The sequence below is a fragment of the Citrobacter sp. Cpo071 genome (assembly GCF_030332765.1).
GTDB lineage: Bacteria > Pseudomonadota > Gammaproteobacteria > Enterobacterales > Enterobacteriaceae > Citrobacter > Citrobacter portucalensis.
The window spans coordinates 507,908-525,857 of sequence record NZ_JAOWHE010000085.1 but is presented as its reverse complement, the minus strand read 5'-3'; the positions used below and the strand labels follow the sequence as shown (position 1 = coordinate 525,857).

Here is a 17,950-nt window from a genome sequence, read left to right as displayed (position 1 = left end):
AAAAACTGAGACAAGTACGACTTTTTACATGTGCAGGTTACTTCCCTCAGGGTTTCTTGGTTTAATAGCCGTAGAAAATTCAACATTGAAACAGGGCTTGATAATGCAAAAACTCATCAACTCAGTGCAGAACTACGCCTGGGGAAGTAAAACGGCGTTAACGGAACTCTATGGCATTGCCAACCCCACTCAGCAACCGATGGCTGAGTTGTGGATGGGCGCGCATCCGAAAAGCAGTTCGCAGGTTCTGGGCGCTGACGGTCAGACGGTTGCTCTGCGCGACGTTATCGAGCACGATAAATCCGCACTGCTAGGCGATGCTGTTGCGCAACGTTTTGGTGAACTGCCCTTCCTGTTTAAAGTACTCTGCGCTGCTCAACCACTTTCGATTCAGGTTCATCCTAACAAGCACAATTCTGAAATTGGATTTGCCAAAGAAAACGCCGCGGGGATCCCGATGGATGCCGCCGAGCGCAACTACAAAGATCCTAACCACAAACCAGAACTGGTATTTGCTTTGACGCCTTTCCTGGCGATGAACGCATTCCGCGAGTTCTCTGACATTGTTGCATTGTTACAACCCGTTTCCGCCGCACATCCGGCTATTGCACATTTCCTGGAAGAGCCGAGTGCGGAACGTCTGAGCTATCTTTTCGCCAGCTTGCTGAATATGCAGGATGAGGAGAAATCCCATGCGTTGGCGATCCTGAAATCAGCGCTGAACAGCCAGCAGGGTGAACCCTGGCAAACCATCCGTCTGATCGCTGACGTCTACCCGAACGACAGTGGGCTTTTCTCACCGCTGCTGCTCAATGTGGTGAAACTCAATCCAGGCGAGGCTATGTTCTTATTTGCCGAAACCCCGCACGCTTACCTGCAAGGTGTGGCGCTTGAGGTGATGGCTAACTCGGACAACGTGCTGCGTGCCGGACTGACGCCAAAATATATTGATATCCCGGAACTGGTCGCCAACGTGAAGTTTGTCGCCAAGCCAGCAAACCAGTTACTGACCACGCCGGTTGAATCTGATGGTGAACTGGACTTCCCAATCCCGGTTGACGATTTTGCGTTCTCCCTGCATGACCTTACTACTAATGGCGCAGATATCAGCCAGCAAAGTGCAGCCATTTTGTTCTGCATAGAGGGTGAAGCCGTGCTGAGCAAAGGCGAGCAACGTCTGGTTCTGCGACCGGGTGAATCGGCCTTTATTGGCGCGAATGAATCGCCGGTTAACATCAGTGGCGCAGGTCGTTTAGCCCGGGTTTATAACAAGCTATAGCAAGATACTGATATTTTTGACAACTCTTGCTAAGCTGTAGTGAGTTAAAGACATGTCACTCCTCCAGGCGTCTTCAAACGCCTGGTTTTATTTTATGGATATCGAAATGAAAAAATCGCTGGTAGCTGCGGGTGTGGTGGTTGCGCTGGGTATCGTCTGGACGGGCGGCGCCTGGTACACAGGTAAGAAACTTGAAACGCATCTCGCCGAGATGGTGACACAGGCAAACGATCAGTTAAAACGTTTCTCCCCTGAGGCGGGCATTGAACTGAGTTATCAAAACTACCAGCGCGGGGTGTTCAATAGCCAACTGCAATTGGTGGTGAAACCAATCGCCGGGGAGGCAGATTCCTGGCTAAAACCGGGGCAAAGTATCGTCCTGAATGAAACCGTCGATCACGGTCCATTCCCGCTGGCGCAACTGAAGTCATTGAATCTGGTCCCGGCTATGGCCTCCGTGAAAACGACGCTGGTCAATAACGACGTTACCAAACCGCTGTTTGATATTGCCAAAGGTGAGTCGCCATTTGTCATTAACTCCCGTATCAGCTACAGCGGCGATACCCGTTCCGATCTCTCCCTCAAACCACTGAACTATGAGAAAGGCGACGAAAAAGTAGCCTTCAGCGGCGGGGAATTCCAGTTTACAGCAGACAAAGAAGGTAATGCTGTCTCGCTGACAGGCAATGCGCAAAGCGGTGTGGTCAATGCGGTCAACGAGTATGACCAGAAAGTACAAATGACTTTCAATAACCTGAAAACTGAGGGTTCCAGCAGTATTGCCAGCTTTGGTGAGCGCATCGGCGACCAGAAATTGTCACTCGATAAACTGTCGATTTCCGTCGAAGGTAAAGAGTTGGCGGTTCTGGAAGGCATGGGTATTGATGGTAAATCCGATCTGATCAACGACGGTAAAACTGTCAACAGCCAGCTGGATTACACGCTGAACAGTCTGAAATTGCAGGGTCAGGATATGGGTAGCGGTAAACTGACGCTGAAAGTTGGCCAGATTGACGGTGAAGCACTACACCAGTTCAGTCAGCAATATAGTGCCCAAACCAAGGCACTGATGGCGCAGATTGATGTGGTACAAAATCCTGAGCTTTATCAGCAAAAAGTCACTGAAGCCTTCTTCAATGCGCTGCCGATTCTGATGAAAGGCGAGCCGGTTATCACCATTGCCCCGCTGAGCTGGAAAAATGCAAAAGGTGAAACTGCATTTAATCTGTCACTGCTGCTAAAAGATCCGACAGCAAATACTGAAGAACCACAAACGCTGGCTCAGGAAGTGGATCGTTCGGTCAAATCACTGGATGCTAAGCTGACGATTCCGGTTGATATGGCGACTGAGTTCATGACGCAGATTGCCAAAATTGAAGGCTATCAGCAGGAGCAAGCGGCCGATCTGGCGAAGCAACAGGTGAATGGCCTGGCGGCAATGGGTCAGATGTTCCGGATTACAACGATGCAGGACAACGTCATCGGCTCCAGCCTGCAATATGCAAACGGCCAGGTTACGTTAAACGGACAAAAAATGTCGCTGGATGAGTTTGTTGGTATGTTCGGTATGCCTTCTCTCGGCGAACCGGATGCCCCGGCTATTCCGCAACAGTAAATACACGTGACAACAGGCCCGATAACCGTGTGTTTATCGGGCCTTTTTTATTTTGCCACCACCAGACGGGCGGAAAGCGTTAAGTTACGCGAATGACCATCATCGTGCCCAATACGCTGTAGCATGCGCTCAGCAAGGGTATAACCCATGTCACGCGCGGGCGTGCAGGCCCAAATAATGGGGATATCGTCCAGTGCATTTTCCGCTACATCGGCAAATCCGGCTAACGAGATCTGCTGTTCGAAGTAGCGGTCTACGCCAATTTCACCACTCTGACGCCCTGCTCTCATCAGGCCAAACCAGGCGCCAACGGCTATGGTTTCGTTGTAGCACACCACTGCGCTGATCGTTGGGTTACGACGTAACAGCGCGGTCACCTCCTCTGCGGCCTGCTTTTGGCTGGATGAGCACTCCAGCACCCAGTCGCTATGAAACGGTAAACCATACTTTAGCAACGTCGTACAATAGCCGCCGACACGCTCTGCGCGGGTCAATGAAGAACTCTGCCCCCCCAACCACGCGATGCGCTGATGCCCATGGCGTATCAGATGTTCAACCAGCAATTGCGCTGCCTGCATGTTGTCAGGTCTGACGGTGTCAACGTCATCCAGGTAGCTGGCCCGAGACGCAAACACTACCGGAATCCCTTTCTCCGCGGCCAGTTGTTGTAGGTCGTCGCTACTGCCGGCAGCCCCGGCGATCACCACACCATCAACCCCTTGATTAAGCAGCATAGCGAAACGCTGTGCCAGCTGTTCGCCATCTCTGCCACCATGTAATAAAAAGACCATGCGCCCCTGCGCTTCTAAAGCTTCCGTCAGACCCGCCGTCAACTCGGCGTAAAACGGGGTGGAAAGGTCGCGCACGATCAAACCAATTACCCCGCTCTGCCCGCCACGCAGCGCTGATGCCTGGCGATTACGCACAAACCCCAGTTGCTCAATAGCGGCATTCACCCGTTCGCCGGTCGCGGATGAAATACGGCCTTTTCCACTGAGCACCAATGATACGGTACTAACCGAAACGCCCGCGGCCAGCGCAACATCATGGATGGTTATTTTTTTGGCTATAGCCATAAAAACGGAAAACTCCCTGATAACGTGACGGATAAAACGTTTTATCAATCACATATATTTATACGCCCTATTATCGTTCGATAATGTGATTTATACCGCACTAAAATTAGGTAAAACGTTTTATCTTCTCGCCATCATTAGTCAGCTAGCTTTTACGAGGAGTCGTTTGATGACGACGAGAACCACACCAAAAATTACGTTATGGGAATTTTTCCAGCAGTTGGGCAAAACCTTTATGCTGCCCGTGGCTCTGCTCTCATTCTGCGGGATCATGTTAGGGATCGGCAGCTCGTTAAGTAGTCATGATGTCTTAACGCTGATTCCGGCATTGGGTAATCCGGTACTGCAGGCTATTTTTACCTGGATGAGCAAAGTAGGCTCATTTGCGTTTAGCTTCTTACCGGTGATGTTCTGTATTGCCATACCTCTCGGCCTGGCCCGCGAGAACAAAGGCGTAGCGGCATTTGCCGGTTTTGTTGGTTATGCGGTGATGAACCTTGCCGTCAACTTCTGGTTAACCGCGAAAGGTATCTTGCCTACCACGGATGCCACGATCCTGAAGGCTAACAACGTACAGAATATCCTGGGGATCCAGTCGATCGACACCGGGATCCTCGGCGCTGTTATTGCCGGGATCATCGTCTGGATGCTGCATGAACGTTTCCACAACATTCGCCTGCCGGATGCACTGGCCTTCTTCGGCGGTACCCGTTTTGTACCAATTATCTCTTCGGTGGTGATGGGACTGGTCGGCCTGGTCATTCCCCTGGTTTGGCCGGTTTTCGCCATGGGCATTAATGGGCTCGGCCACATCATCAACAGCGCGGGCGAATTTGGTCCAATGCTGTTTGGTACCGGTGAACGTCTGCTGCTACCGTTTGGTCTGCATCATATTCTGGTGGCGCTCATTCGCTTCACCGAAGCTGGCGGCACGCAGGAAGTCTGCGGTCACAGCGTGAGCGGCGCACTAACTATTTTCCAGGCTCAACTGAGCTGCCCGACAACACAAGGTTTCTCTGAAAGCGCAACCCGCTTCCTGTCGCAGGGTAAAATGCCGGCGTTCCTCGGTGGTTTGCCGGGGGCAGCGCTCGCTATGTACCACTGTGCTCGCCCTGAAAATCGTCATAAAATTAAAGGGCTGTTAATTTCTGGTCTCATTGCCTGCGTGATCGGCGGTACAACCGAACCACTCGAGTTCTTATTCCTGTTCGTTGCCCCTGTTTTGTATGTAATCCACGCCCTGCTGACCGGTCTTGGTTTCACCGTGATGGCGGTGTTAGGCGTCACCATCGGCAACACGGACGGTAACCTGATTGACTTTGTGGTATTCGGCATCCTGCACGGACTCTCTACCAAGTGGTATTTGGTCCCTGTCGTGGCTGCGATCTGGTTCGCGGTGTACTACGTGATCTTCCGTTTCGCCATCACACGCTTCAATCTGAAGACCCCGGGTCGGGACGTCGAAATTGCCAGCAATATCGATAAAGTCATGGCGGGAGCACCGGGTAAATCCGGTTACAACGTCCCTGCCATTCTGGCGGCGCTGGGCGGTGCGGAAAACATTGTCAGCCTTGATAACTGCATTACCCGTCTGCGCTTGTCAGTAAAGGATATGTCGCTTGTGAACGTACAGGCACTGAAGGACAATCGCGCCATTGGCGTAGTGCAACTCAATCAGCATAATCTTCAGGTTGTTATTGGTCCGCAGGTCCAGTCAGTGAAAGATGAGATCGCAGTTCTGATGAACACCGTACAGGCTTAAGGACAACAATATGTTTGATTTTTCAAAGGTTGTGGACAGGCATGGTACCTGGTGTACTCAGTGGGATTACGTTGCCGACCGTTTTGGTTCAGCCGACCTTCTGCCGTTCACCATCTCCGATATGGATTTTGCCACCGCCCCCTGCATTCTGGAGGCGCTGACTCAGCGCCTGTCACATGGCGTGTTGGGTTACAGTCGCTGGAAAAATGATGAATTTCTGGCGGCGATTAGCCACTGGTTTCTATCGCGTCATAATACCCAAATCGATCCTGAGTCGCTGGTTTATGGCCCCTCGGTCATCTATATGGTATCGGAGCTAATCCGCCAGTGGTCTTCTGCGGGTGATGCGGTGGTTATTCATACGCCGGCTTACGACGCGTTTTACAAAGCGATTGAAGGTAATCAGCGCCAGGTATGCGCTGTCGGACTTGAAAAACGCGCTGACGGCTGGTTTTGCGACATGGTTGCACTAGAGAAAGCCCTGTCCCGGCCTGAAAGCAAAATTCTCCTGCTTTGCAGCCCGCACAACCCAACCGGTAAGGTGTGGACGCGCGATGAACTGGAAACCATGGCGGAGCTGTGTCAGCGCCACGGTGTAAAAGTCATCTCTGATGAGATCCATATGGATATGGTATGGGCAGACCAGCCACACATCCCGTGGAGTAACGTCGCGCGTGACAGTTGGGCGCTGTTCACTTCCGGTTCAAAGAGCTTCAATATTCCGGCATTAACCGGGGCTTACGGGATTATTGAGGATGAGCAGAGTCGCAACGATTACCTCAGTGCGTTAAAGGGTCGGGATGGTCTTTCCTCACCTGCAGTGCTCGCGCTTAGCGCACATATCGCAGCCTACCAACAGGGCGCTAGCTGGCTTGATGCGCTGCGGGATTATCTTGCCAGTAACCTGCATTACATCGCGCACGAGCTGAATAACGCATTCCCCGAACTGAACTGGCAGGTTCCGCAATCCACCTATCTGGCATGGATTGACTTGCGTCCACTCAACCTTGATGACCACGCACTGCAGGATGCACTCATCCATCAGCAGAAAGTCGCCATCATGCCCGGATACACATACGGAGAAGAAGGACGCGGTTTTGTGCGCCTCAATGCCGGATGTCCACGTTCCAAGCTTGAAAAAGGCGTTCAGGGGTTGATTAACGCCATCCGCACAATACGTTAAATAGTCTTGCGCAATGAAGAACTCATTGCGCAACTCCTTATATAAAAAAACAAATCTGTTTCTTATCGTTTTTTTAATACCAATTCCTCCCTGACTTTTCCTGCCAGTAAAAATCAACAGCAATAAAAATCAAAAAGACAAAATACAAAGCTGAGAAGATAGCCGAAATATAGCGCTGTTTTATATACATAAAAATCATGAATACAATACAAATAAACATTCACAAAAAGAATTTAACTTTTTTTTTACTCCTGTCCCTAACGACATTCATTTTTCTTTGGTATATCCCTTTTAGTAATCAGCGTTATAGCCTCTCTTTTTACCCGGTTATTGCAACCTTTGCTGGTGTATTGCACATTCAGACCGGGTGCTTTATGACGATGAATTACATGAGTTATCGGCGCAAAAAATATCTTTTACCCCTGGCCTGCGCGTTTTATTTCTCGGGGGTTTTCTTATTTCTTGCGCTCTATATTTATTTTTATAAAAACGGCCTTCCTGGTGTCATCTACAATGACATTGCTGTTTTATACTTTATGAGGAACATGTTAATTACGGGGTTGTTTTTTGCAACATACTATTTATATACGTTTAAAAATAAAAAAGAAAAACATGGTAAAACAGTTATTTACGCCACTTATTTATGGTGCATGTTGCATCTGGTAATGGCTATCCTCTACTCCATCCGTATTACGCCAATATCGTTTCAGTTGGTTGACACAGAAACGTTTGAATGGCTTAGACCCTGGCGTGGTAGCTTTATTTATGTCCTCATTATCTTGTGGACCTGTATCGTTTTATTAGGGGCAAAATTAACCCGGCTAAAAACACAGTTTTGGGTAAGTATGTCACTGGTTGCCCTGAGCAATCTGTTAAGTGTCATCATTATGCTGAAGTACACGCATATAGACTCCGCTGGATGGTATCTCGCCAGAGGCCTGGAGTGCCTTAGCGCAATGGCCGTGATGATCGTGCTCATGTCTGATATTTTCAAGCGCTACAAAGCCTCACGTCAGGCCTATGAATTATCCTATGAAAATTCAGTCCGCGACCCGATGACCCGACTTTTCAACCGTGGCTATTTTTATAACGCACTCAGCAATGAGATTAAAATGACAGCGACCCATAAACCCCTGAGCATTGTCTTTTGCGACATTGATTTCTTTAAGTCGGTCAATGACACCTGGGGACATTTGCAGGGTGACAGAGTGATCATTAAACTGTCAGAAATTATGCAGCGACTGAGTCGGCGTAACGACATCGTGGCGCGTATTGGCGGAGAAGAGTTTGCTATTTTGCTACCTGAAACTAACGCTGATGCAGCATTTAACATCGCAGAGCGAATCAGAAAACACGTAGAACAACAAACTCAGGCCACGACTAAAGGTGATTTTCCACGCATCATCACCATCAGCCTGGGTATCGTAACCTCGGTTGATAACCGTTCAGCCCCCGAACAACTTGCTGATTGCGCAGACCGCGCCCTGTATATGGCAAAAAACCGAGGCCGTAATTGCGTTGTGGCTTATTCTGGCGAAGAAGTTTAATAGCAAAGGAAAAGATCACCACCTGGGCGATCTTTTCCTCATGATCAGTTGGTAATTTTCATGTGCAGCTGGAATGCGTTGGTTTTCCCCTCATCCTTCGCCGCGCCTTTTTGATATATTCTGATGGTATACTTACCGCTGGCAGGCAGCGTATTTTTATAAGTATCACCACTCATCATGCCATCAAAAATGAATTGTTCGCCCGGTGCAATAATACTCATGAAAGGATGAGGCCAGGCGCTTTTCAGAACTGCTTGCATGGTCTGCCCTTTTTTGGCGACAAACGTATAATCTTTTGTTTTATCACCCGTAATTGTCCCCTTGATATCTGCACCACTTGTACCTTTCTTAAACTGGATTACATGCGTTTCATCCGCTTTATACGCCGCATGCGCAGGCGCAGTTGCCAGCAGCAAACTTCCACAGAACATTGTACTGACAATTAGCTTTACACTTTTCACTTTATTAATACCCTCAGTCGTTATTGTGTTTTTATAACATACTTCGCAGCACATTCATAAACTGGAAAGTGTCCATTTTTCGCTATTAGCAATGTTACTCAATAAATATCTGAATAAAATAATACTGACAGGTAGTAATTAAATAAAAACGAGGTAAATAATCTTAAAAAATGAAATCCTCTTATTACACACATGCTGCAGGAAATGCGTTATTGCTTACTTTACGCCCGTCTTACCACCGCAAGGCAAAAGCATCGTGATATGGTCTCAAGGATCAGGGAGTCGGAACACCACTCTGTTGGTACGCTAACAGCATGGTCAACAATTTGGCGATGCTTGCTTCCCCATAACCCCGAACTCTGCACTGCTTTTTTTATAGTTTTTAGAGGAACATTTTTCTGTTGTATAATGGACTGCACTTTACCTAAATACACGAGTGCGACCATGATTGATACTTCCCTCCCCCTGACCGACGTCCATCGCCACCTTGATGGTAACATCCGTGCACAAACGATCCTGGATCTGGGCCGTCAGTTCAACTTAACGCTTCCGGCACAAACGTTGGAAACGCTGATCCCTCATGTGCAAGTCACATCAACTGAGCCAGATTTAGTGAGTTTTTTATCCAAGCTCGACTGGGGCGTGAAGGTACTGGCCTCGCTGGATGCGTGTCGTCGCGTGGCATTTGAAAATATTGAGGACGCAGCACGTAACGGCCTGCACTATGTTGAACTGCGTTTTTCCCCAGGCTACATGGCGATGGCGCATCAGCTCCCGGTTGCAGGTGTAGTTGAAGCCGTCATCGCAGGCGTACGCGAGGGCTGCAAGACCTTTGGCGTCGAAGCTCGCTTAATTGGCATTATGAGCCGTACTTTCGGCGAAGCCGCCTGTCTGCAGGAACTGGATGCGCTGTTAGCCCACCGAGACCATATTACGGCGCTGGATCTGGCCGGTGACGAACTGGGGTTCCCGGGCAGCCTGTTCCTGTCTCACTTCAACCAGGCACGCGATGCCGGCTGGCATATCACCGTACATGCGGGCGAAGCCGCGGGACCAGAAAGCATCTGGCAGGCCATTAAAGAGCTAGGCGCTGAGCGTATTGGTCACGGCGTTAAAGCCGTTGAAGATCGTGCGTTGATGGATTACCTCGCCGAGCACCGTATCGGCATCGAATCCTGCCTGACATCAAACATTCAGACCAGCACCGTTGCCTCACTAGCGAACCATCCGCTGAAAACGTTCCTTGAGCATGGCGTTATCGCCAGTTTGAATACGGACGACCCGGCTGTTCAGGGTGTGGATATTATTCACGAGTACACCATTGCCGCACCAGCTGCAGGCCTAACGCCCGAACAGATCCGCCAGGCGCAAATCAACGGTCTGGAAATGGCATTCCTGAGTAACGAGGAAAAACGAGCCTTGCGCGAGAAAGTCGCCGCAGCGTAACAGGTAAAGTGCCGGATGGCGCTAACGCTTATCCGGCCTACGTTGGTTTTCATTGTAGGCCGGATACGATGCCAGGAAGGTACCGCCTTGCGCCATTTACCTAATCAGGCAAGGCACAGCGTCGAACGATGTTTCGCTGATTCTATACCCAGCTCAATCAGCTCCATAATTTGGATAGCCTGTCTCGCCGGTACCGGGTTTTCACCGTTGCCGTTTAGCGCATCCCGAATGCCAGCATAGTACGCCGGATAGTTGCCCGGTACGGTCAGCCAGGTTTCTTCAACCTGCTCTTCGCCTTCGACTCGCGTCAATACGCCATCGCGCATATCATAACCCCAGTCTTCCTGTGGCAGTCGCTCGCCATTTTTCAGGCGCTCTTCCTGCGGGTCAAGACCATACTTCACATAGCTGCCACGCGATCCGTGCACAATATAACGGGCCGATTCTGCAGCAGCAAGCATGGTGCCATGCAGGATCACACGACGCTGCGGATACGTCAGGATGGCATGGAAGTAATCCGTCGCCTGCGCGCCCGGACGCAGCTGGGCCAGGTCTACCGTCAGGCTGACGGGCAAACCAAACAGATTAATCGCCTGATCCAAAAGATGCGGTGCTAAATCGTACCAGATACCGCTTCCCGGACCGCCCTGTTCACGCCAACGGTCACGAACCTGTGGGCGGAAACGATCGAAATGGGATTCGAAATACGCCACCTCTCCCAAAACACCATCCGCCAGCAGAGCTTTCAGCGTCAGAAAATCACTGTCCCAGCGACGGTTATGGAATACAGACAACACACGCCCCAGGCTACGTGCCAGCGCATCCAACTCACGTGCTTGTGACAGTGTCACGGTAAAGGGCTTATCAACAACCACATGTTTGCCCGCTTCCAACGCTGCTTTCGCTAACGGGAAGTGCGTGTCGTTTGGCGTGGGGATCACAATCAGGTCGATATTTGGATCGTTAAAAAGATGCTTAGGCTCAGCAACAACCGTTACCGTAGGCCAGTCTGCCTTCACTTTTGCTTCATCACTACTGGACACTGCAGCCAGTTCCAGACCCGGCGAGCCCACAATCAGTGGGGCATGGAAGGTTTTGCTGGCATAACCATAGCCAATTAGCCCAACGCGGATGTTGTCACTCATGTTATTGCCTCTCAATTCAGGACTGACCTATTTCACACCATACCTTGCAACGTCTCAATAGTTTAATAACCTTTGCGCTACAAAGGTTGTTTTTTAACTTAAGTCAAACATATGCCACTTATGCTTAACTTGCAGCGAAAAAGAGGTAGAAATCGTTCCCAATCATCTTGCTGTATTAATGAGAGATTAGTAACATTTGCAGCCTGTGTTTATGGATAAATCAAAGCAAATGTCATCAGTAATGAATCGTCTTATTGAATTAACAGGTTGGATTGTTCTCGCCGTCTCCGTGATCCTGCTGGGTGTTGCCAATCATATTGACAATTACCAGCCACCAGAGCCCGTTGCGGCAGTGCAGAAGAAATAAGCATCCGCAGCCTTTTATTGCCCGGCAATTAACATTGGTAGTTGCAGGGGCTGCCGGCAAAAGATCGCTTTCTGTCAAAAAAAGCGAATTATGCCGCGTCCCGCTCCGCTGCATATTGCCAGCGATCGCTAAGCGCGTTACCCTTGCTCAAGACGCGCATAGCGCCTGATTTTTCACAGGTATGAACACTCTTCTTACATTTGCACGTAAATGCGCTTTTACCTGTGCTCGTTGTTTATTTTTATATTTTCTACTCCGTTGGTATTATTTTATTAATATGGATCTGCATTTATGACCGTTCAGGATTACTTATTAAAATTCCGCAAAATCAGTTCGCTCGAAAGTCTGGAAAAACTGTTCGACCATCTTAACTACACGCTCACCGATGATAACGACATTATCAATATGTACCGTGCCGCAGACCATCGCCGTGCGGAGCTTATCTCCGGAGGTCGTCTGTTTGATGTTGGTCAGGTACCTAAATCAGTCTGGCATTACGTGCAATAAAGAAGAAAGTAGCGCTCAACGTTAAAAGCTTTATAATAATTGCCCCAAAATGAATGGCATGATTGATTGCGCGCGTAAACCTGGAGAAGAGATGACTACGACACCGGCACAACGTATCGGAGGCTGGCTACTTGGGCCACTGGCCTGGCTGTTAGTCGCGTTGTTGAGCGCTTCGCTGGCGTTATTACTTTATGTCACTGCGCTGGCTACACCACAAACCTTCAAAACGCTGGGTGAGCAAAGTACGGCCAATTTGCTGTTATGGGGTGTCTCCTTTGTTACCGCGATCGCCATGTGGTATTACACACTGTGGCTGACGATTGCGTTTTTCAAACGCAGAGCCTGTGTACCTAAGCATTATATTCTGTGGCTGCTGATCTCCGTGTTGCTGGCGATTAAAGCGTTTGCGTTTTCACCCGTCCCAGACGCTTTTGCCGTGCGCCAACTGCTGTTCCCATTACTGGCTGCAGCACTGTTGGTGCCCTACTTCAAACGATCGCAGCGCGTTAAATCGACGTTTGTGAACCCGTAATAACCCTACAGTTAACCTGTTGTCGCCTGTTGAAGATTGTCAGATAATAGGCGGCTTTTTATTTCAGGCCGAAAAATGACTGATTACCTGCTGCTGTTTGTCGGAACTGTACTGGTCAATAACTTTGTACTGGTGAAGTTTCTGGGCCTTTGCCCGTTTATGGGCGTTTCCAAAAAACTGGAAACCGCAATGGGTATGGGCCTTGCCACGACGTTTGTCATGACACTGGCATCCATCTGCGCTTGGCTGATTGATACCTGGATCCTAATTCCGCTCAATCTCATCTATCTGCGCACGCTGGCTTTTATTCTGGTTATCGCCGTCGTCGTGCAGTTTACCGAAATGGTTGTGCGCAAAACCAGCCCTGCGCTGTACCGCCTGCTGGGGATCTTTTTACCGCTGATCACCACTAACTGCGCAGTGTTAGGTGTGGCGCTACTGAACATCAACCTCGGCCATAACTTTTTACAGTCGGCGCTATACGGTTTTTCCGCCGCCGTCGGCTTCTCGCTGGTGATGGTACTGTTCGCCGCGATCCGCGAACGCCTCGCCGTGGCGGACGTCCCAGCGCCGTTTCGCGGCAATGCGATTGCGCTGATTACCGCTGGTTTAATGTCATTGGCCTTTATGGGCTTTAGTGGTTTGGTGAAGTTGTAATGAATGCTATCTGGATTGCCGTTGCCGCAGTGAGTCTACTGGGTCTGGCGTTCGGCGCTATTTTGGGGTACGCCTCACGACGTTTTGCCGTTGAAGATGATCCGGTCGTGGAGAAAATTGATGAAATTCTCCCGCAAAGCCAGTGTGGCCAGTGCGGCTATCCGGGCTGTCATCCTTATGCTGAAGCGATCGGGTCTCAGGGTGAAAAAATTAACCGTTGCGCCCCCGGCGGCGAAGCGGTGATGTTAAAAATTGCCGCCCTGCTGAATGTCGATCCGCAGCCTATTGATGGCGATGAACAAGACGTTACGCCGGTGCGAATGCTGGCGGTCATTGATGAAAATAACTGTATTGGGTGCACTAAGTGTATTCAGGCCTGCCCGGTCGATGCCATCGTGGGCGCGACCCGCGCCATGCACACGGTAATGAGCGATCTCTGCACCGGGTGCAACCTGTGCGTTGACCCGTGCCCGACGCAATGTATTGAATTACGCCCGGTAGCCGAGACACCCGATAGCTGGAAATGGGATTTAAACACCATCCCTGTGCGCATCATTCCCGTGGAACAACATGTTTAAGTTATTCTCTGCATTCAGAAAAAATAAAATCTGGGACTTTGATGGCGGCATTCATCCACCAGAAATGAAAACCCAGTCAAACGGAACGCCGTTGCGACAGGTTCCGCTGGCGCCGCGTTTCGTTATTCCGCTGAAACAACATATTGGTGCGGAGGGTGAACTGTGCGTAAACGTGGGTGACACCGTGCTGCGTGGTCAGCCCTTAACCCGCGGACGAGGCAAAATGCTTCCAGTCCATGCGCCAACATCAGGCACCGTTGTTGCCATTGCCCCGCACTCCACCGCGCATCCTTCGGCACTGGCTGAGTTGAGCGTCATCATAGACGCCGATGGCGAAGATCGCTGGATTGAGCGAGACGGCTGGACCGATTATCGCTCCCACAGCCGGGAAGAGCTGATTGCGCGTATTCATCAGTACGGCGTCGCCGGGCTGGGTGGCGCAGGTTTTCCCACCGGCGTTAAACTGCAGGGCGGCGGAGATAAAATTGAAACGCTGATCATTAACGCCGCCGAATGCGAGCCGTACATTACGGCAGATGACCGCCTGATGCAGGACTGTGCCGCTCAGGTCGTCGAAGGTATCCGCATCCTGGCGCACATTCTTCAGCCACGCGAGATCCTCCTTGGTATCGAAGATAACAAACCGCAGGCAATATCTATGCTGCGCGCGGTGCTGGCTGATTCACACGACATTAGCCTACGCGTGATCCCCACCAAGTACCCGTCCGGCGGGGCCAAGCAGTTAACACAAATCCTGACCGGCAAGCAGGTTCCCCACGGTGGACGCTCCTCTGATATCGGCGTATTGATGCAAAACGTCGGAACCGCCTATGCAATTAAACGTGCAGTAATCGACGGAGAGCCGATCACCGAACGTGTCGTGACGCTAACCGGAGAAGCAGTCAGTCGTCCGGGCAACGTCTGGGCGCGTTTAGGTACGCCGGTTCGTCATCTGCTCAACGACGCGGGTTTCTGCCCTTCCGCCGACCAGATGGTGATTATGGGCGGGCCGCTGATGGGCTTTACGCTGCCGTGGCTGGATGTCCCAGTGGTGAAGATAACCAACTGTCTTCTGGCCCCCTCTGCCAGTGAAATGGGTGAAACGCCAGAAGAGAAAGGCTGCATTCGCTGTAGCGCATGCGCCGATGCCTGTCCGGCCGATCTCCTGCCACAACAGCTTTACTGGTTCAGTAAAGGGCAACAGCACGACAAAGCGACGGCCCACAATATCGCCGACTGTATTGAATGCGGTGCCTGCGCCTGGGTATGCCCAAGCAATATTCCACTGGTACAGTATTTCCGTCAGGAAAAAGCCGAGATTTACGCCATTAGTCAGGAAGAAAAGCGCGCCGCAGAAGCAAAAGCTCGGTTTGAAGCCCGACAGGCGCGCCTTGAACGTGAAAAAGCAGCACGTCTTGAACGCCATAAGAGCGCCGCTGCTCAGCCGGCGGCCAAAGATCATGATGCCATTGCCGCCGCGCTGGCTCGCGTAAAAGAAAAGCAGGCTCAGGCACTGCAACCGGTGGTCATTCAGGCAGGTGAAAAACCTGACAATAGCGCCGTGATTGCCGCACGCGAGGCGCGTAAGGCGCAAGCTCGTGCTTCCCGTAAGGAAAATCCGCCGCAAAGTGAAGGCAGCAGCACGGGTACAGACCCGCGTAAAGCTGCCGTGGAAGCGGCAATTGCCCGCGCCAAAGCCCGCAAGCTTGAGCAAGAAGCGGTAACAGAAACGGCCGAGCCGGTTGACCCACGTAAAGCCGCCGTCGAAGCAGCAATCGCTCGCGCCAAAGCCCGCAAGCTTGAGCAAGCAGCGGTAACAGAAACAGTCGAACCGGTTGATCCGCGTAAAGCTGCCGTGGAAGCGGCAATCGCCCGCGCCAAAGCTCGCAAGCTCGAGCAGCAGGCGGTAACAGAAACAACCGAACCGGTTGATCCGCGTAAAGCTGCCGTGGAAGCGGCAATCGCCCGCGCCAAAGCCCGCAAGCTTGAACAAGAAGCGGTAACAGAAACAGCCGAGCCGGTTGATCCACGTAAAGCCGCCGTCGCGGCCGCCATCGCACGCGCTCAGGCAAAGAAAGCCGCACAGCAGCAGGTTGTAAACGAGGAATAAATGGTATTCAGAATAGCAAGCTCCCCTTATACCCATAACCAGCGCCAGACATCGCGTATCATGATGCTGGTGTTACTTGCTGCATTGCCGGGGATCGCCGCTCAGCTGTGGTTCTTCGGCTGGGGCACGTTGTTCCAGATCGTTCTCGCTGCCATCAGCGCTATTGCTGCCGAAGCGGGTGTGCTTAAACTGCGTAAACAACCCATTGTGGCAATTTTAAAAGACAACTCTGCGCTACTCACTGGGTTGCTTTTGGCCGTCAGTATTCCGCCCCTCGCGCCATGGTGGATGGTGGTATTAGGCACGGTATTTGCGGTTATCATTGCGAAACAGCTGTATGGCGGGCTCGGGCAGAACCCGTTTAACCCTGCCATGATTGGTTATGTCGTGCTGCTCATCTCATTTCCGGTACAGATGACCAGTTGGCTGCCGCCGCATGAAATTGCGGCCACGGTGCCTGGTTTCTTTGACGCCCTGAACGTTATCTTTAACGGGCATACCGCCAGCGGCGGGGATATGAATTCGCTGCGTATGGGTATCGATGGTATCAGTCAGGCAACACCTCTTGATACTTTTAAGACATCCCTGCATGCCGGACGTACCGTTGAGCAGGTGATGCAATACCCGATCTACAGCGGCATGCTGGCAGGCGCTGGCTGGCAGTGGGTGAACCTTGCGTGGCTTGTTGGTGGTATTGTGCTGTTATGGCAAAAAGCGATTCGCTGGCATATTCCGGTTAGCTTCCTGCTGTCGCTCGCTGTTTGCGCCACTTTAGGTTGGATTTTTTCGCCAGACTCACTGGCATCGCCTCAGTTGCACTTGCTTTCCGGCGCGACGATGTTAGGTGCGTTCTTTATTCTTACCGATCCCGTTACAGCATCAACAACCAACCGTGGTCGTCTGATTTTTGGCGCGCTTGCGGGCCTGTTAGTGTGGTTGATACGCAGTTTTGGTGGTTATCCTGATGGCGTGGCTTTTGCCGTGTTGCTGGCAAATATCACGGTTCCCCTGATTGATTATTACACCCGCCCTCGCGTGTACGGACATCGCTAAGGACTAGATATGCTGAAAACGATTCGTAAACACGGTATTACACTGGCGCTGTTTGCTGCGGGCTCAACGGGGTTAACCGCAGCAATCAATCAATTAACCAAGTCAACCATTGATGAACAGGCCGCGATACAGCAAAAAACGCTGTTCGATCAGGTTCTGCCTGGCGATCGCTACAATAATAACTTGTCTGAAAGTTGTTATCTGGTCAATGCGCCAGCGTTAGGCAAAGGTACGCACCGTGTATATATTGCCCGTCAGGACGATCGTCCTGTTGCTGCGATTCTTGAAGCTACGGCGCCAGATGGTTATTCCGGGGCGATTCAACTGCTGGTGGGTGTCGATTTCACGGGTACCGTGTTGGGTACGCGGGTTACCGAACACCATGAAACGCCTGGGCTGGGCGATAAAATCGAACTGCGACTGTCCGACTGGATCACCCATTTTAGCGGTAAAACAATTTCTGCGGATAACACCTCTCACTGGGCAGTGAAAAAAGATGGCGGCGACTTTGACCAGTTTACTGGCGCAACCATTACACCACGTGCGGTGGTTAACGCGGTTAAACGTGCCGGCCTGTATGCGCAGACGCTGCCTGCGCAACTCCCTCAACTTAGCGCCTGTGGAGAATAACC

The 17,950-nt window shown here is 51.0% G+C and carries 17 protein-coding genes; 14 read left to right on the top strand and 3 right to left on the bottom strand.

Features of this window, described 5'->3' with window-relative positions:
* Positions 1-103: 103 nt before the first annotated feature.
* Positions 104-1,279: a mannose-6-phosphate isomerase gene (manA, locus tag OGY09_RS19705; protein ID WP_032943354.1), complete on the top strand. Its 1,176-nt coding sequence runs from the start codon at positions 104-106 to the stop codon at positions 1,277-1,279.
* Between the two features lie 106 nt (positions 1,280-1,385).
* On the top strand, positions 1,386-2,894 hold the full coding sequence (locus OGY09_RS19700) for a YdgA family protein (RefSeq protein ID WP_032944410.1): 1,509 nt from the start codon (positions 1,386-1,388) through the stop codon (positions 2,892-2,894).
* Between the two features lie 47 nt (positions 2,895-2,941).
* Here the strand turns inward: OGY09_RS19700 and OGY09_RS19695 are convergent, their stop codons facing one another.
* The gene (locus OGY09_RS19695) at positions 2,942-3,970 is read right to left on the bottom strand and encodes a Mal regulon transcriptional regulator MalI (protein WP_032943350.1); all 1,029 of its coding nucleotides are present in this window, start codon (positions 3,968-3,970) and stop codon (positions 2,942-2,944) included.
* 169 nt (positions 3,971-4,139) lie between these two features.
* On the opposite strand from OGY09_RS19695, the gene malX reads away from it, so the two are divergent.
* The 3 genes from malX to OGY09_RS19680 all read left to right on the top strand — a co-directional run bounded on the left by malX (position 4,140) and on the right by OGY09_RS19680 (position 8,462).
* A complete protein-coding gene (malX, locus tag OGY09_RS19690) occupies positions 4,140-5,732 on the top strand; it encodes a maltose/glucose-specific PTS transporter subunit IIBC (RefSeq protein ID WP_032943348.1) in 1,593 nt (530 codons plus the stop codon).
* Positions 5,733-5,742: 10 nt separating this feature from the next.
* The gene (locus tag OGY09_RS19685; RefSeq protein ID WP_032943345.1) at positions 5,743-6,915 is read left to right on the top strand and encodes a MalY/PatB family protein; all 1,173 of its coding nucleotides are present in this window, start codon (positions 5,743-5,745) and stop codon (positions 6,913-6,915) included.
* A 197-nt stretch (positions 6,916-7,112) separates the two neighbouring features.
* Positions 7,113-8,462: a sensor domain-containing diguanylate cyclase gene (locus tag OGY09_RS19680; protein ID WP_150388289.1), complete on the top strand. Its 1,350-nt coding sequence runs from the start codon at positions 7,113-7,115 to the stop codon at positions 8,460-8,462.
* A gap of 44 nt (positions 8,463-8,506) precedes the next feature.
* On the opposite strand, the gene OGY09_RS19675 is transcribed toward OGY09_RS19680, so the two are convergent.
* Positions 8,507-8,923, bottom strand: coding sequence for a hypothetical protein (locus tag OGY09_RS19675; protein ID WP_048214259.1), 417 nt, complete (start codon positions 8,921-8,923; stop codon positions 8,507-8,509).
* A gap of 444 nt (positions 8,924-9,367) precedes the next feature.
* On the opposite strand from OGY09_RS19675, the gene add reads away from it, so the two are divergent.
* Positions 9,368-10,369: an adenosine deaminase gene (add, locus tag OGY09_RS19670; RefSeq protein WP_008784687.1), complete on the top strand. Its 1,002-nt coding sequence runs from the start codon at positions 9,368-9,370 to the stop codon at positions 10,367-10,369.
* 104 nt (positions 10,370-10,473) lie between these two features.
* Here the strand turns inward: add and OGY09_RS19665 are convergent, their stop codons facing one another.
* Positions 10,474-11,514: an oxidoreductase gene (locus OGY09_RS19665; protein WP_032943343.1), complete on the bottom strand. Its 1,041-nt coding sequence runs from the start codon at positions 11,512-11,514 to the stop codon at positions 10,474-10,476.
* A gap of 241 nt (positions 11,515-11,755) precedes the next feature.
* Between OGY09_RS19665 and blr the strand changes: the two genes are divergently transcribed.
* From blr to rsxG, 8 genes are all read left to right on the top strand, one after another.
* Positions 11,756-11,881 carry a division septum protein Blr gene (gene blr / locus OGY09_RS19660; protein ID WP_003029134.1) on the top strand — a complete coding sequence of 42 codons (126 nt, stop codon included), beginning with the start codon at positions 11,756-11,758 and terminating at the stop codon, positions 11,879-11,881.
* Between the two features lie 291 nt (positions 11,882-12,172).
* Positions 12,173-12,388 (top strand): transcription modulator YdgT, encoded by a 216-nt coding sequence (gene ydgT, locus OGY09_RS19655; RefSeq protein WP_008784684.1) that lies wholly within the window; start codon positions 12,173-12,175, stop codon positions 12,386-12,388.
* A gap of 91 nt (positions 12,389-12,479) precedes the next feature.
* Positions 12,480-12,920 (top strand): DUF2569 domain-containing protein, encoded by a 441-nt coding sequence (locus tag OGY09_RS19650; RefSeq protein WP_003832803.1) that lies wholly within the window; start codon positions 12,480-12,482, stop codon positions 12,918-12,920.
* Positions 12,921-12,995: 75 nt separating this feature from the next.
* Positions 12,996-13,577, top strand: a complete 582-nt coding sequence (rsxA, locus tag OGY09_RS19645) for an electron transport complex subunit RsxA (protein WP_003029144.1) — start codon at positions 12,996-12,998, stop codon at positions 13,575-13,577.
* Positions 13,577-14,155 carry an electron transport complex subunit RsxB gene (rsxB, locus tag OGY09_RS19640; protein ID WP_032943340.1) on the top strand — a complete coding sequence of 193 codons (579 nt, stop codon included), beginning with the start codon at positions 13,577-13,579 and terminating at the stop codon, positions 14,153-14,155. The genes rsxA and rsxB overlap by 1 nt, the downstream gene beginning before the upstream one ends.
* Positions 14,148-16,265: an electron transport complex subunit RsxC gene (gene rsxC, locus OGY09_RS19635; RefSeq protein ID WP_150388290.1), complete on the top strand. Its 2,118-nt coding sequence runs from the start codon at positions 14,148-14,150 to the stop codon at positions 16,263-16,265. The genes rsxB and rsxC overlap by 8 nt, the downstream gene beginning before the upstream one ends.
* Positions 16,266-17,318, top strand: coding sequence for an electron transport complex subunit RsxD (gene rsxD / locus OGY09_RS19630; protein WP_008784680.1), 1,053 nt, complete (start codon positions 16,266-16,268; stop codon positions 17,316-17,318).
* Between the two features lie 9 nt (positions 17,319-17,327).
* A complete protein-coding gene (gene rsxG, locus OGY09_RS19625) occupies positions 17,328-17,948 on the top strand; it encodes an electron transport complex subunit RsxG (protein WP_032943336.1) in 621 nt (206 codons plus the stop codon).
* The last annotated feature ends 2 nt before the right edge of the window (positions 17,949-17,950 follow it).

Coding starts and splice junctions, on each gene's coding strand:
- rsxG (WP_032943336.1), top strand. CDS start 17,328: ATGCTGAAAACGATTCGTAAACACGGTATTACACTGGCGCTGTTTGCT.
- blr (WP_003029134.1), top strand. CDS start 11,756: ATGAATCGTCTTATTGAATTAACAGGTTGGATTGTTCTCGCCGTCTCC.
- OGY09_RS19685 (WP_032943345.1), top strand. CDS start 5,743: ATGTTTGATTTTTCAAAGGTTGTGGACAGGCATGGTACCTGGTGTACT.
- OGY09_RS19700 (WP_032944410.1), top strand. CDS start 1,386: ATGAAAAAATCGCTGGTAGCTGCGGGTGTGGTGGTTGCGCTGGGTATC.
- add (WP_008784687.1), top strand. CDS start 9,368: ATGATTGATACTTCCCTCCCCCTGACCGACGTCCATCGCCACCTTGAT.
- OGY09_RS19665 (WP_032943343.1), bottom strand. CDS start 11,514: ATGAGTGACAACATCCGCGTTGGGCTAATTGGCTATGGTTATGCCAGC.
- rsxB (WP_032943340.1), top strand. CDS start 13,577: ATGAATGCTATCTGGATTGCCGTTGCCGCAGTGAGTCTACTGGGTCTG.
- ydgT (WP_008784684.1), top strand. CDS start 12,173: ATGACCGTTCAGGATTACTTATTAAAATTCCGCAAAATCAGTTCGCTC.
- OGY09_RS19650 (WP_003832803.1), top strand. CDS start 12,480: ATGACTACGACACCGGCACAACGTATCGGAGGCTGGCTACTTGGGCCA.
- rsxA (WP_003029144.1), top strand. CDS start 12,996: ATGACTGATTACCTGCTGCTGTTTGTCGGAACTGTACTGGTCAATAAC.
- manA (WP_032943354.1), top strand. CDS start 104: ATGCAAAAACTCATCAACTCAGTGCAGAACTACGCCTGGGGAAGTAAA.
- rsxD (WP_008784680.1), top strand. CDS start 16,266: ATGGTATTCAGAATAGCAAGCTCCCCTTATACCCATAACCAGCGCCAG.
- OGY09_RS19695 (WP_032943350.1), bottom strand. CDS start 3,970: ATGGCTATAGCCAAAAAAATAACCATCCATGATGTTGCGCTGGCCGCG.
- OGY09_RS19680 (WP_150388289.1), top strand. CDS start 7,113: ATGAATACAATACAAATAAACATTCACAAAAAGAATTTAACTTTTTTT.
- malX (WP_032943348.1), top strand. CDS start 4,140: ATGACGACGAGAACCACACCAAAAATTACGTTATGGGAATTTTTCCAG.
- rsxC (WP_150388290.1), top strand. CDS start 14,148: ATGTTTAAGTTATTCTCTGCATTCAGAAAAAATAAAATCTGGGACTTT.